Raw genomic sequence first — 14,085 nt, 5'->3', positions numbered from 1 at the left:
ACTGTTGATTTACAAATTACTCGGCGTGATTTTCGGTGCCTCGGTGGCGGCAACTTTCTTCATTTGGAAAAGCCAGCAAGTCGACCAATCGTTAGAGCAAGACTTCGTCGAACTGTTCGAACGCTGCCGGACATCCATCGAAACCGGCCAGCCTTTTGACAGCACCGGATTAGAGGAAACCGAGGTTCGGAAAAATAGTCAGCAAAACTTCGGCATGTCGTCAGAGCAAGTCGCGTGGGCCCTGCCCGGTTCTGAATTTCAAGTTCTTTTAACCGCATGGGTTGGCCGAAATAACGTCACTCGGCATCTCTGCGACATTAGGCTTCAAGACGAACTTCGCCTTCTGAGCCCCGTTGAACAAGGGCTTCTGATGCGCCAATTCGCCATTCTTCAAGTCAAATACGTCGGCGCCAGAACACATAAACTCGACCCGCACATTGTTGTTTTGCCACCGTCATTATTTGACACTTTTTTGCTCGCTGAACGCAATCCAAGAGGATGTTCGGTGATCAATACGATCAGTATCGGGACTGATGGCTATTTCTTTTCCGCAGGCAGCGGCGAGCAGGCTACGAAAGAATGCGAGACCGAGAAGGCTGAGTTGGACTAGTCGCAGAGGCTCAAAAGAGAGCGTTTGCAAGTGACAAAAGTAATTTGACGTAAGTTATCAAAGGCCGAACCCGTTGTTTGACCGAACTTTCACACCCATCTGCTACAAGATTTCGCCAGAGGAGTAACAAGAGATAGCCGGCAAGAAACATCATCACGTTTGGCAAATGCTACAGCGCGGTTTCGCAACGGAACGCGGCAAGGACCATCAAGTCTGGGTATACAGCAAAGACCAACCTCCACGGCAAACTGTCACCAGAAAATTTGGAATGGAAAAATTTTTCTACGGCCCAGAAAACTCGCAAGCCGATAGAAATATTACGCGCTACGAGAACGATAACCAGAGTACAATTCAACAACTCAGACTACTGCCGAATGGTGAGAAAGTAGATAATGAGTTCTCGGCCACGTTAATTTCTCACCTAGAAGTCAGAAGCGCTTTTTTACGCGAAGAAATGGTGACCAGTTTTAAAAAGGGAATGTCTGGGCTGGGAAGCATTTTGCAAAAACCAGATCAGCTCCGCACTTTGTATAAAAAGTACCTAGAAGCGAACCCCGAGGAACTAGAGGCCTTTCTTCGCAGAAATTTCATTCCTGACAATAAAAAGGCACAGGCAAAAAGACTGATCGATGCAGCCTTGGATAACATGTCTGATGAAGCAATTTTGGCCTCAATGGGCCCTGCCGCGTCTATGCTCCGCGCACTCACTCAGACGATATCAGAGGTTGCAAAAGATGCTCAAAATCGAGTTCTAGCAGAAAATGCTTCCGGCCATGTTCGGATGAACCTGTATCGTAACTTCACGTATCGCATTTTTCGGCCAAATAGCGGCCAACTGATTTTACCCGACACAACACTTTGCTTCACCAAAGTTGGCGGAGCGGCGCCATTTGCACAAGAACGCGATACATTGGAGGGAGTAGTCTTACCTCTTTCTTCTTCGGTCGCGATAGTTGGGAGCAAGTCAGAGGAGACATCGTTTAATTTGAAGACTCTCAACCGACTACTTGCAGCTTGCTCCTTCAAGTCTTTCATAGCGAAAAACGATGAAAAAGAATTCCGATCATTGAGCGGTAGAATTGGAAAGTATGCGAAGTTGATTGATGATAAAGTCCTTGATTTTACTGTGGAAGATTTAGATTTGAGCCAAAAATAAAGCCCCACGATCCCAGTCAAGTGACAGCACATGTGCTGAAGTCGTTTGTTTCTCTCTCATTTCAAACAGATTGCAAAAATGATCTACACAAACGGCAACTTCCGACCCAGCGTGATCTGCTCTGGTGTGATCTGGCAATCGTAGGCGATGACCTCGACGCCCTGTTTGGAGGCCTCGGCAAACGCCTGTGCGTAGGCAGGGTCAATGTCAGCGGCCAGTCCGACGCGGTCGGCGTCTGTGCGTTGCACCAGATAGAGCATCACCGCCCGTGCACCTGCCTGAGACATCTGCGCCAGTTCCACCAGATGTTTGGTCCCGCGTTTGGTCACGCTGTCGGGAAACTCGGCCAGACCGGTGTGGCGCATGAGGGTGACTGATTTGACCTCGACATAGGTGTCGGGCTGATCCGCGCCTTGCAGCAGAAAATCGATCCGGCTGTTTTCGCCGTATTTCTGTTCGGGCCTGACCGTGTCGAACTGCGTCAACCCCTCGACCAGCCGGCCCTGAATGGCGGCTTTCAGCATGCGGTTCGGCACGGCGGTGTCCACGCCTGTGAATGCGCCGCTATCGTGTTCTACCAGCTTCCACGCCCATTTCAGTTTGCGCTTGGGATCGTCGTTCGGCTCCAGCCAGACGCGCAGCCCTTCGTCCGCCAGACCCATCATCGATCCGGGGTTGGCGCAATGGGCCGTGACCTGTCGCCCGTCTTCAAGACGGACATCTGCCAGAAAGCGTTTATAGCGACGTATCAGCCGGGCGGGGACGAGAGGGGTTTGAAAGCGCATGGTGCCGCCCTATAGCTTGTCCCGAAGACAACGCCAAGGAGTGCCGCCATGTCCAACCCTACAGCCGCAATGCTGGTAATCGGTGACGAAATCCTGTCGGGCCGGACCCGCGATGCGAACATGCACTATCTGGCGGGCGAAATGACCAAGATGGGCATCGACCTGAAAGAGGTGCGCGTGGTCAGCGATGATCGTGATGCGATCATCCGTGCCGTGAATGATCTGCGCGGTGGGTATGACTCGGTCTTTACCAGCGGCGGTATTGGCCCGACCCATGACGACATCACCGCCGATTGCGTGGCGGCGGCCTTTGGTGTGCATATCGACGTGCGTGATGATGCCCGTGCGCTTTTGGCCGCCTTCTATGAACAAACAGGCCGCGAGTTGAACGAGGCACGGCTGCGTATGGCGCGTATTCCGGACGGCGCGACGCTGATCGACAATCCGGTTTCTGTGGCACCGGGCTTCAAGCTTGAGAATGTCTATGTCATGGCCGGTGTGCCATCCGTGTTTCAGGCCATGCTGGCCAGCATCACGCCCACGCTGACCGGTGGTGCGCCGCTGTTGACCCAGTCCATTCGCATCGAACGCGGCGAAGGCGATATCGCGGCCCCCTTGGGCAAACTGGCCGAAGAGTTCTCGGACCTCAGCTTTGGGTCCTACCCCTTCCAACACAATGGTGTGCATGGTGCGAATATCGTGATCCGTGGTACCGATGGCGCACGCGTTGAGGCGGCAGCGATCCGAGTGGCAGGACTATTTGACGAATGACCAAACCCGATATCCAGAAACTGTATGATGTGACCGAGGCCACATGGCCGCCCGCTGCGCGCTTTGATCTGGGGCCTGTCACGCTCCGCGATGGTGCGGGCGGTGGCAAACGTGTGTCGGCGGCGACGGCACAAGATGGCTGGTCTGCTGACGATCTGGACGCCGCAGAGGCACGGATGAATGAGATGGGGCAGCAGCCGCTTTTCATGATCCGCGAAGGTCAGGATGATCTGGACGCCGCGCTGGATGCCATGGGCTATAAGGTCATTGATCCCGTCTATGCCCGCATGTGTCATGTGTCGAACCTGACAGATCTGCCGATCCCGCGTGTCACGGCCTTTGCCATTTGGGAACCCTTGGCCATCATGCGTGATATCTGGGCCGAAGGCGGTATCGGAGCGGAACGGCTGGCCGTGATGGACCGTGCCTGCGATCCCAAGACCGGTATTCTGGGCCGCGTCGATGACAAGCCCGCCGCCACCGCCTTTGCCGCGATCCATGACGGGGTCGCCACGGTCCATGCAGTGGAAACCCGCGTTGCGCACCGCCGTAAGGGCATGGGCAAATGGGTCATGCGTCAGGCCGCGCATTGGGCGGCGGCCAATGGGGCCGACTGGATCGCGATCCTTGTGACCACCGGCAACGAAAGTGCAAATGCGCTGTATGAATCCTTGGGTATGGAGATCGTCGGCAAGTATCACTACCGTATCAAAGCCTAATAGGAGGATCGGCAGCATGACCAAATCAGATCAAGTCACCGCACTGGACCTGCCCATGGTCGACCCGCTGCCGCCGGAAACCCAACGCTATTTCGACATTTGTCAGGAAAAGCTTGGGATGATCCCGAATGTTCTGAAGGCCCACGCCTTTGACATCGACAAGCTGAACGCCTTTACCGCTTTGTACAACGACCTGATGCTGGGCGACTCTGGCCTGAGCAAGCTTGAACGCGAAATGATCGCGGTCTGCGTCAGCAGCATCAACAAATGCTTTTATTGCCTGACGGCGCATGGGGCGGCTGTGCGCCAGCTGTCTGGCGATCCGAAACTGGGCGAAGCGCTGGTGATGAACTGGCGGGCGGCTGATTTGTCTGATCGGCAGGTCGCGATGCTGACATTCGCCGAAAAGGTCACCAAAGCATCCCATGAAGTGGTCGAAGCCGACCGTCAGGCGCTGCGCGATGCTGGTTTCAGTGATCGCGACATTTGGGATATCGCCAACGTGACCGGCTTTTACAACATGTCGAACCGTGCGGCCTCTGCCGTCGATATGCGGCCTAATGACGAATACCATGCGCAGTACCGTTAAATCGGCGCTCACTGCATTTTTGTTGCTGGCGGGTCTGCCTGCCGCAGCGCTGGATCTGGAACTGCCGATCAGCGCACAGTTGTCCGTCGCGACATCAGACCCGCTTTCCAGCTACCGCCTGCCCGTCGGCAAATGGACCGAGGAAACGGGCGTGCCCGTGAAGGTCTATGAAGGGGCGATTGAACGTCAGGCATGGCGTTTGGCGGGCAACAGCGCGACCACCCTGCAAATGATGGATCCGTTGCGCGACGATCTGACGGACGCCGGATACGAGATCGTGTTTCAATGCGCCAATCAGGGCTGCGGCGGGTTCGATTTCCGCTTTGATATCGAGGTGCTGCCCGCGCCCTCGATGCATGTGAACCTGATCGACTACCGGTTCCTGTCTGCCGAACACCCGACCGAAGGCGCGATCAGCATCCTGACCAGCCGCAACCAAGCCGCAGGTTTCATCCAGATCATCCGCGCGGGCGGCACGCAAAAGCAATCTGTGAATGTCGAAACCACGGCCCTTCCCGCCGAGGTGGCGACAGGCGATATTATCGGATCGCTCGAAACGCTAGGCCACGTCGTTCTAAGCGATATGCGGTTCAAGGCGGGTTCATCCGAGCTGGCCGATCAGGTTCCGTCTCTGGATCAACTGGCCGCCTATCTGAAGACGCGGCCTGACCGTATGATCGTCTTTGTCGGGCACACGGATGCCACCGGATCGCTTGCCGCCAATCAGGCGCTTTCCCTGCGCCGCGCGGCGTCTGCGGTGGACTATCTGCAAGATCGCCATGGCATCACCAGCGCCCAGATTTCTGCGGACGGGGTCGGGTATCTGTCGCCCATCGCGACCAATCTGACCGAAGAAGGCCGCATCAAAAATCGCCGCGTCGAGGCTGTTCTGATCTCGACCGAATGATTTCTCTTTTGTCGTCGCGGCGACTCTGGCAAAGTGCGATCCAAATTTGATCAAATTATGGATCGAGATCGCCATGAAAGACGAAAACTTCCTGAAGGAAAACAATGCGCGCCATCTTTGGCACCCCATGGGTCACCCCGGTGATGCGCAACAAAACCCGCCCAAGATCATCACGGGTGCGGAAGGTGTGAAGATCACTGATATCGACGGCCATTCCGTTGTGGATGCCGTGGGCGGCCTGTGGTGCGTGAACCTTGGCTATTCTAACGACGTGGTGAAAGAGGCGATCTCGAAACAGCTGTACGATCTGCCCTACTATTCGGCCTTTGCGGGGTCGACGAACCCACCAGCGATCGAAGCCAGCCATGCGGTGCGCGAATTCTTTGAAGAAGACGGAATGGCGCGGGTGTTCTTCACCTCGGGCGGCTCGGATTCTGTCGAAACCTGCCTGCGTCTGGCGAGGCAGTATCATCGCCTGCGCGGCGAACCGACACGGACTAAATTTCTGTCGCTGAAAAAGGGCTATCACGGCACGCACTTTGGCGGCGCTTCTGTAAACGGCAACAACCGGTTCCGCCTGAACTATGAACCGCTGCTGCCCGGCTGCCACCACCTGCCCGCGCCCTACCCCTATCGCAACCCGTTCAATGAAACGGACCCAGCAAAACTGGCGCAGAACATCGCCGCCGTGCTTGAAGATGAAATCGCCTTCCAAGGTGCGGAAAACATCGCCGCCCTGATCATGGAGCCGATCCTTGGCGCCGGCGGTGTGATCGTGCCCGACGAGACCTTTATGCCGCTGATGCGCGAGATCTGTGATCGCCACGGCATCCTGCTGATCTCGGACGAGGTCATCACCGGTTTTGGCCGCACAGGCGACTGGTCCGGTGCGCGTCACTGGGGTGTGAAGCCGGATATGATGAGCACGGCCAAAGGCATCACATCGGGCTACTTCCCTGTGGGTGCCGCGCTGTTCAGCGACAAAGTGGCCGAGGTGTTTGAAAGCGCCGGTGCCGATGGCGCAATCTTTACCGGCTACACCTATTCCGCCCATCCGGTGGGTGCCGCTGCGGTGATCGCGACGCTGTCCGAAACCAAACGCCTGAGCACTGCCGCCAACGCAGGCCCGCGTGGCACACAGCTGTACGAAGGTGTTCAGAAACTGGCCGAGAAATACGACATCATCGGCGATGTGCGCGGTGGCCACGGGTTGATGACGGGAATCGAGATCGTGTCGGACAAAGCGGCGAAAACGCCGATGGATGCCGCCACGATGAAGCGTATCCACGAAACCACCTATCAGGCAGGCGCGATGGTGCGTCTGGGGATGCACAACATCCTGATGTCGCCGCCGCTGACCATTACAGAAGACGAAGTGAACGTCATCCTGTCGGCGCTTGATGCGGGCTTTGCTGCCGCCTGATCCGACGGTTCAGACAAAAGAAAAGGGCATCGCGAACCTGTCGCGATGCCCTTTTTGATTTCTAGCGTTGCCCGCGATTAGGCGACGTCGAATGCCAGCGGCTTGACCTGGTTGAACAGGCCGGTTGCTTCCAGCTTGCCCAGAACTTCGCCCGGGACCGGTGCGTCAACGTACAGCAGAGCAATCGCTTCGCCCTTCACGGCCGCACGGCCAAGGGTGAAGTTCGCGATGTTGACGTCGTTGGTGCCCAGCGTCTGGCCCAGCGTACCGATGATGCCCGGAACGTCTTCGTTTGTGGTGTACAGCATGTGTGCGCCGACCTCGGCATCGATGTTGATGCCTTTGATCTGGATAAAGCGCGGCTTGCCATCCGAGAAGACAGTACCGGCGATCGAACGTTCACGTGTGTCGGTGACAACGGTCACTTTGATATAGCCGTCAAACGCGCCCGACTTTGCCTGATTGGTGGTCGAGATTTTGATGCCACGCTCTTTCGCGATGACCGGCGCGGAAACCATGTTCACGTCGGGGTTCGCGCGCTTCATTATGCCAGCCACAACCGAGCAGTTCAGCGCAGCAAGGTTCATCTCGGACACGGAACCGTCGTACAGGATGTTGATCGCCTTGACCGGCTCGTCTGTCATCTGGCCGATGAAGCTGCCCAGATGGTCAGACAGTTTGATCCACGGGCCCATGACCTTGGCTTCTTCCGCTGTCACGGACGGCATGTTCAGAGCGTTCTCAACGGCGCCTGTCAGCAGGTAGTTGGACATCTGGTCAGCAACCTGAAGCGCCACGTTTTCCTGCGCTTCTGTTGTCGCGGCACCAAGGTGCGGTGTGCAGACAACGTTCGGCAGGTTGAACAGTGGGTTTTCTTTTGCAGGCTCGACCGAGAACACGTCGAACGCTGCACCAGCCACGTGGCCGGATTTCAGCAGTTCTGCCAGTGCTTCTTCGTCAACCAGACCACCGCGGGCACAGTTGATAATGCGCACGCCTTTTTTGGTCTTGGCCAGGTTTTCCTTGGACAGGATGTTGCGTGTCGTGTCTGTCAGCGGAACGTGCAGCGTGATGAAGTCAGCGCGCGCCAGCAGGTCTTCCAGTTCGACCTTCTCGACACCCATTTTCTGGGCTTTCTCTTCGCTCAGGAAAGGGTCGTATGCTGCAACTTTCATCTTCAGGCCACGGGCGCGGTCACAGACGATACCACCGATGTTACCGGCACCGATGACGCCCAGTGTCTTGCCTGTCAGCTCGACACCCATGAACTTGGACTTTTCCCATTTGCCAGCGTGTGTGGATGCGGACGCTTCGGGGATCTGACGCGCAACAGCGAACATCATCGCGATGGCGTGCTCGGCTGTTGTGATCATGTTGCCGAACGGCGTGTTCATGACGATCACACCTTTTTTCGACGCGGCTTCACGGTCGACGTTGTCGACACCGATACCGGCGCGGCCGATGACTTTCAGGTTTGTCGCCGCTTCAAGGATCTTGTCGGTGACTTTGGTGGCGGAACGGATCGCCAGACCGTCGTACTGACCGATCACTTCAGCCAACTTGTCCTTGTCTTTGCCAAGGTCGGGCTGGAAATCAACGTCGATGCCACGATCGCGGAAGATCTGAACGGCGGCTTCGGACAGTTTGTCGGAAATAAGAACTTTGGGGGCCATGTCTCTTGGTCCTTTGGATGTATCTCTGGGTCACGGGCGCGCGTCAGGCGCACCCGCTGATATGTCAGGAAAGTAGTCGGATCAGGCCGCTTCGGTCTGGGCTTCGATCTCGGCGTGGAAGGCCCATTCAAGCCACGGCAGCATGGCCGCAACGTCAGACTGTTCCACAGTACCACCGCACCAGATGCGCAGACCGGCAGGCGCGTCACGATATGCGCCGATGTCCAGTGCAACACCTTCCGCTTCCAGACGCTTGGCTACGGCCTTGGCAAAGGCTGCGCCGTCCTGAATGCGGTCGTCGGTGAACTTCAGGCAGACCGATGTGTTCGAACGTGTCGCCGGATCTTCGGCAAGGTTCGCGATCCAGTCGTTCGCATCGCAGAAATCCCAAACGGTTTTCGCGTTTGCATCCGCGCGGGCCATCAGACCTTTCAGGCCGCCTTCGGCGCGTGCCCAGTCCAGAGCGACAAGGTAATCTTCAACCGCCAGCATAGAGGGCGTGTTGATTGTCGCGCCTTCAAAGATACCGTCGATCAGCTTGCCGCCTTTGGTCAGGCGGAAGATTTTCGGCAGGGGCCATGCGGGTGTGTAGCTTTCCAGACGTTCAACAGCGCGGGGGCTGAGAACCAGAATGCCATGCGCCGCTTCGCCGCCCAGAACCTTCTGCCAAGAGAAGGTGGTCACATCCAGCTTGTCCCACGGCAGGTCCTGCGCGAAGGCGGCGGATGTTGCGTCACAGATCGTCAGACCTTCGCGGTCAGCGGGGATCACGTCGCCGTTTGCAACGCGGACGCCCGATGTTGTGCCGTTCCATGTGAACACAACGTCTGTGTTGTAATCAATGGACGCCATATCGACGATCTTGCCGTAGTCGGCTTCCAGAACGTCAGCGTCGATTTTCAGCTGCTTGACCACGTCGCTGACCCAGCCAGAGCCGAAGCTTTCCCATGCGACCATGGTTGCTTTGCGTGCACCCAGAAGCGACCACATAGCCATTTCAACCGCGCCGGTGTCGGACGCAGGAACGATGCCGATTTTGTAGTCTGCAGGGATGCCCAGAATTTCGCGCGTGCCTTCGATGGCCGCTTTCAGCTTGTCCTTGCCGACTTTCGCACGGTGCGAACGGCCAAGTGCCGCGTCCTGCAGCAATTCGAGCTTGAATGTGGGGATTTTGGCGCAGGGGCCAGAGGAGAAACGCGGATTAGCCGGCCGCGTTGCCGGAGTGGTCAGTGCCATGTTGTGATACCCTCACAGATATATGCCCTTCGTTGGGGAAGGGTGTCCCACCGCCGAACCTATTGCGTTGCTTGAAATCGCGCAATGGGGATTCTGCACCTTGTGACCGCCTGTCGCATTTTTTTCATGAATGGTCGGTTCCGATAGGAAACTTCGGATTTTGGCGGGGCTGGACGCTTTCATGTCAGGCAGGCCCATAGTCCCAGTGAACCCTTCCGTTCCGCCCGCGCATTGCGTATGTCCCCCGTCAAAACCCCTGTTCGACTGCGTGAAAGAGACGCCATGTATACCGTCACCCTTTTGACCAACCCCGAAACCCCCGCCCTGCAACCCGCCGCCGCAGATGCGCTGCGCAATGCGTGGGGCGGTGGCGATATCCAGTGGTTGGCCGCGGATGAGGCCTGCGCCTTTAACATCGCAGAAATCCCCGAAAACCGCTGGCAGGTGTGGGAAGACATGCAGGCGCTGAAAACCGATATGGTGATCCAGCCCACAGCCACACGCCGCAAAAAGATGCTGCTGGCGGATATGGATTCGACCATGATCCAGCAGGAATGCATCGACGAGCTGGCAGAAGAGGCCGGCGTCGGCGCGCATGTCAAAGACATCACCGCCCGCGCCATGAACGGCGAGTTGGATTTTGAAGGTGCGCTGACGGAACGCGTGGCGCTGCTCAAAGGTCTACCGGAAAGCGTCATTGATCAGGTCCTGCAAACACGCATCACTCTGATGCCGGGTGGCAAGACACTGCTGGCGACCATGAAAGCAAACGGTGGCTATGCGGCGCTGGTGTCGGGCGGGTTTACAGCCTTCACATCCAAAGTTGCGGCGGAACTGGGCTTTGACGAAAACCGCGCCAACACGCTTATCGCCGAAAACGGCACCCTGACTGGCGAGGTCGGCCGCCCGATCCTTGGCCGCGAAGCCAAAGTGTCGGCGCTGGAAGAGATCAGCAAACGTTTGGGCATATCCGAAGCAGACGTCCTCGCCGTGGGTGACGGTGCCAACGATCTGGGTATGCTCGGCCGCGCAGGCACTGGCGTTGCCCTGCACGCGAAACCCTCGGTGCAGGCGCAGTGCGATGTGCGCGTGAATTTCGGCGATCTGACCGCCCTGCTGTACCTGCAGGGCTATGCCAAATCCGAATTCGTCTAAGGCTTAGGCCATCAAACCCGGCGCGGGGCGAATCTGCCCCGTGACCAAACCGGCGCGGTTCTTGATGTCTGGGTTCAGGAAGCGTTTTACGTCGGGATGATCCGCATCCAGCGCGCCCATGCGCACCAGAACCGCCGCAATCGCGCATTCCGCACCGCGTGTCGCGCCATCCACACATTTCACCGCCACACCAATCCCGCGCTGCGGCAGGATCGCGATGAAATAACCTTCGGCCCCTGTTTTCAGCGCAACCGGTTCCTTGGCCGCTTGCATCAGAAGGGTGCAAGCGCGACCTTGGCCCGCGACAAGCATCGGATGCGCGATCATCGCCTCGGTCAGTTGCGCAGCAGCACGGCTTAGCGAATCGTCACGGGACGCGGCAGTAGCAAAGAACGCCATCGCGCGCGCCATACCGGCCATCGACGTCCCGAAATTCGGCGCAGAACAGCCATCGATCCCGTAACCGGGGCTGGGCATTCCCGTGGCAGATTCGAACATCTCTTTCGCGATTTGCTGGACGGGATGATCCGGTTCCACATACTCGGAGCCACCACCAAGATACTTGTTCAGCGTCAGAAAGCCCGAGTGTTTGCCGGAACAGTTGTTGTGACACTGATTAGGGCATTCACCGTCGCGGATCATCTGAAGCTTCAGCTCTTTATCGCGCGACACCTCGGGCCCACAGCGCAGATCGCTTTCGGACAGGCCGATATGATCCAGCCACGCCATAACCGCGTTGGCGTGCAACGGCGCGCCCTGATGGCTGGCACAGGCCAATGCCAGATGTTCGCTGTTCAGCCCGAATGCCCGCGCAGCCCCTGTCGCCACCAAAGGCAGCGCCTGCATCATCTTGGCCGAGGACCGAGGCAGAATGATTGCTTCGGGATCGCCCCAGGCTTCGATGATTCCCGACTGGTCTGACACCACGATATGGCCGTTGTGCAGGGACTCGGCGATAGGTCCACGCCAGACTTCTGCGATGGGTGCGGGCACAGGCATACTGTTAATCCTTGGACAGTGGCGAATATCTGCCAACAGGGGTTTTCGCTACGTGAAAAAACGCGCTACAATCGCGCTCATCACATTGGGTTGACGTGGCAACATAAGCTTGGACAAAACAAACGCAACCCGCCTTCATTGGGGCATGAGGATCGCTGGAGAGTGGATAAATGAATTCTTGGACGACACGCGTCATCAGCAGCGCAGTACTTCTTGCGGCCGCGAATATGGCCGCTGCTCAGCAGGAAAGCACAAACCGGGTTAACGCGATCACCGCTTGGTCGGTGTTCGAAGAAAAAGACCCGCGCGAATGCTGGGCCGTTTCGACCTACAAGGAAAGCGTCAACACCAAGAACGGCAATGTCGTCGCGGTGACACGGGGCGATATTCAGTTGATGGTGTTCTACCGTCCTGACGCCGGCGTGAACGGTCAGGTTGCTTTCACAGGTGGCTATCCTTTTGCCGAAGGGTCAACCGTGAACGTAAATGTAAGCGGGACAGAGTTCGAACTCTTTACCGAAGGTCAGTGGGCATGGCCCGCAACCCCGCAAGACGACGTGAAACTGGTCACCGCAATGAAACGCGGTGCCGATGCGGTTCTGACGGCACGGTCGTCGCGCGGCACCCAGACCAAAGACACGTTTTCGCTGATCGGCTTTACCGCAGCTGTCGAGGACGCCGCGAAACGCTGCCAATAAGCGAAGCTTTCGCACTGAAAACACGCAAGGCCAGAGGCAACTCTGGCCTTTCTCCGTTGAAAACGGACCGGAACGCTTTTCTTTTGGATTCCGTTTCGCTTTCCTATATGAGGCAGGACTTCTGAACAGGAGCCGACCATGAGCGCATCTGCACCGATCACACAGGACCTCGTGACAATCCCCCGCAAAATGCCGGAGGGACCGACCAATATCGTCGGTCTGACACGTGACACCTTGCGCACCGCTTTGATCGAAGCGGGCACAGCCGAAAAGCAGGTCAAGATGCGCGTCAATCAGATCTGGCAGTGGATTTATCACTGGGGTGTCCGTGATTTCATGGACATGACCAACCTTGCCAAAGACTACCGCCAACTTCTGGCTGATAACTTTGTGATCGAGCTCCCCGAGATCGTGTCGAAACAGGTCTCGGCTGACGGCACACGCAAATATCTGGTCAAAATCGCGGGCGGCCACGAGGTTGAAGTCGTCTACATCCCCGAAGCCGATCGCGGCACGCTTTGCATTTCGTCGCAAGTGGGATGCACGCTGACCTGTTCGTTCTGCCACACAGGCACCCAGAAACTGGTGCGCAACCTGACCGCTGGTGAAATCGTCGGTCAGATCATGCTGGCGCGTGACGATCTGGGCGAATGGCCCAAACCCGGCGAGAAGAAAGACGAAACACGTCTGCTGTCCAACATCGTTCTGATGGGCATGGGCGAACCGCTTTATAATTTCGAAAACGTCCGCGACGCGATGAAAATCGCTATGGACCCCGAAGGCATTTCCCTGTCCCGCCGCCGCATCACCCTGTCGACCAGCGGCGTGGTTCCCGAAATCGCCCGCTGCGCCGAAGAAATCGGCTGCCTGATGGCCGTCAGCTTCCACGCCACCACAGATGAGGTCCGTAACAAGCTGGTCCCCATCAACAAGCGCTGGAACATCGAAGAACTGCTGAACGCCCTGCGCGAATACCCGCGCCTGTCGAACTCGGAACGGATCACCTTTGAATACGTGATGCTGAAAGACGTGAACGACACGGATGCCGATGCACGTCGTCTGGTCAAACTGATCCAAGGCATCCCTGCCAAGATAAACCTGATCCCGTTCAACGAATGGCCCGGGGCCCCCTATGAACGCTCGGACTGGAGCCGGATCGAGGCATTTGCCGACATCATCTACAAAGCCGGCTACGCCTCGCCCATCCGTACCCCGCGCGGCGAAGACATCATGGCCGCCTGCGGTCAGTTGAAATCGGCCACCGAACGCGCCCGCAAATCACGCCGCGAAATCGAGGCCGAAACAGCGCAACGCTAGTCCAGCGCGCCTGCCCGAGGACGAAGGCCAAAGGCCTGAGGACGAGA

General features: G+C 57.4%; 14 protein-coding genes. 10 read left to right on the top strand and 4 right to left on the bottom strand.

The window, feature by feature from the left end:
- The first annotated feature begins 4 nt into the window (after window positions 1–4).
- Both AC4FIA_RS03780 and AC4FIA_RS03775 read left to right on the top strand, forming a co-directional pair.
- Window positions 5–610 carry a hypothetical protein gene (locus AC4FIA_RS03780; protein WP_490364772.1) on the top strand — a complete coding sequence of 202 codons (606 nt, stop codon included), beginning with the start codon at window positions 5–7 and terminating at the stop codon, window positions 608–610.
- Window positions 611–743: 133 nt separating this feature from the next.
- Complete coding sequence (locus AC4FIA_RS03775; protein ID WP_490364817.1) at window positions 744–1,766, top strand: DUF4238 domain-containing protein; 1,023 nt, start codon at window positions 744–746, stop codon at window positions 1,764–1,766.
- 83 nt (window positions 1,767–1,849) lie between these two features.
- Here the strand turns inward: AC4FIA_RS03775 and sfsA are convergent, their stop codons facing one another.
- Window positions 1,850–2,551, bottom strand: a complete 702-nt coding sequence (sfsA, locus tag AC4FIA_RS03770; RefSeq protein WP_490364771.1) for a DNA/RNA nuclease SfsA — start codon at window positions 2,549–2,551, stop codon at window positions 1,850–1,852.
- 48 nt (window positions 2,552–2,599) lie between these two features.
- On the opposite strand from sfsA, the gene AC4FIA_RS03765 reads away from it, so the two are divergent.
- The 5 genes from AC4FIA_RS03765 (at window position 2,600) to AC4FIA_RS03745 (ending at window position 6,960) form a co-directional block, all read left to right on the top strand.
- Entirely contained in the window at window positions 2,600–3,322 is a 723-nt protein-coding gene (locus tag AC4FIA_RS03765) for a competence/damage-inducible protein A (protein WP_287475126.1), read from the top strand.
- Window positions 3,319–4,041: a GNAT family N-acetyltransferase gene (locus AC4FIA_RS03760; protein WP_490364770.1), complete on the top strand. Its 723-nt coding sequence runs from the start codon at window positions 3,319–3,321 to the stop codon at window positions 4,039–4,041. Before AC4FIA_RS03765 ends, AC4FIA_RS03760 begins: the two co-directional genes overlap by 4 nt.
- Window positions 4,042–4,057: 16 nt before the next feature.
- Window positions 4,058–4,630 (top strand): peroxidase-related enzyme, encoded by a 573-nt coding sequence (locus AC4FIA_RS03755; RefSeq protein ID WP_490364769.1) that lies wholly within the window; start codon window positions 4,058–4,060, stop codon window positions 4,628–4,630.
- A complete protein-coding gene (locus AC4FIA_RS03750; protein ID WP_490364768.1) occupies window positions 4,614–5,537 on the top strand; it encodes an OmpA family protein in 924 nt (307 codons plus the stop codon). Before AC4FIA_RS03755 ends, AC4FIA_RS03750 begins: the two co-directional genes overlap by 17 nt.
- Before the next feature lie 73 nt (window positions 5,538–5,610).
- A complete protein-coding gene (locus AC4FIA_RS03745) occupies window positions 5,611–6,960 on the top strand; it encodes an aminotransferase class III-fold pyridoxal phosphate-dependent enzyme (protein WP_490364767.1) in 1,350 nt (449 codons plus the stop codon).
- A 77-nt stretch (window positions 6,961–7,037) separates the two neighbouring features.
- Here AC4FIA_RS03745 and serA read toward each other — a convergent pair whose 3' ends face one another.
- The gene (serA, locus tag AC4FIA_RS03740) at window positions 7,038–8,633 is read right to left on the bottom strand and encodes a phosphoglycerate dehydrogenase (RefSeq protein WP_103910562.1); all 1,596 of its coding nucleotides are present in this window, start codon (window positions 8,631–8,633) and stop codon (window positions 7,038–7,040) included.
- An 81-nt stretch (window positions 8,634–8,714) separates the two neighbouring features.
- The gene (locus tag AC4FIA_RS03735; protein WP_103910563.1) at window positions 8,715–9,869 is read right to left on the bottom strand and encodes a phosphoserine transaminase; all 1,155 of its coding nucleotides are present in this window, start codon (window positions 9,867–9,869) and stop codon (window positions 8,715–8,717) included.
- Window positions 9,870–10,151: 282 nt separating this feature from the next.
- On the opposite strand from AC4FIA_RS03735, the gene serB reads away from it, so the two are divergent.
- The gene (gene serB, locus AC4FIA_RS03730) at window positions 10,152–11,024 is read left to right on the top strand and encodes a phosphoserine phosphatase SerB (RefSeq protein WP_490364766.1); all 873 of its coding nucleotides are present in this window, start codon (window positions 10,152–10,154) and stop codon (window positions 11,022–11,024) included.
- A gap of 3 nt (window positions 11,025–11,027) precedes the next feature.
- Here serB and AC4FIA_RS03725 read toward each other — a convergent pair whose 3' ends face one another.
- Window positions 11,028–12,023 (bottom strand): asparaginase, encoded by a 996-nt coding sequence (locus AC4FIA_RS03725; RefSeq protein WP_490364765.1) that lies wholly within the window; start codon window positions 12,021–12,023, stop codon window positions 11,028–11,030.
- 170 nt (window positions 12,024–12,193) lie between these two features.
- Here AC4FIA_RS03725 and AC4FIA_RS03720 point away from each other — a divergent pair, with 170 nt between their 5' ends.
- The gene (locus AC4FIA_RS03720; protein ID WP_490364764.1) at window positions 12,194–12,721 is read left to right on the top strand and encodes an invasion associated locus B family protein; all 528 of its coding nucleotides are present in this window, start codon (window positions 12,194–12,196) and stop codon (window positions 12,719–12,721) included.
- A gap of 138 nt (window positions 12,722–12,859) precedes the next feature.
- Window positions 12,860–14,038 carry a dual-specificity RNA methyltransferase RlmN gene (rlmN, locus tag AC4FIA_RS03715; protein WP_103910567.1) on the top strand — a complete coding sequence of 393 codons (1,179 nt, stop codon included), beginning with the start codon at window positions 12,860–12,862 and terminating at the stop codon, window positions 14,036–14,038.
- Window positions 14,039–14,085: the final 47 nt, after the last annotated feature.

Source organism: Thalassococcus sp., assembly GCF_982780845.1.
Note: the sequence above shows the minus strand (reverse complement) of the source record. Positions and strands in the feature narration are given on the sequence as shown.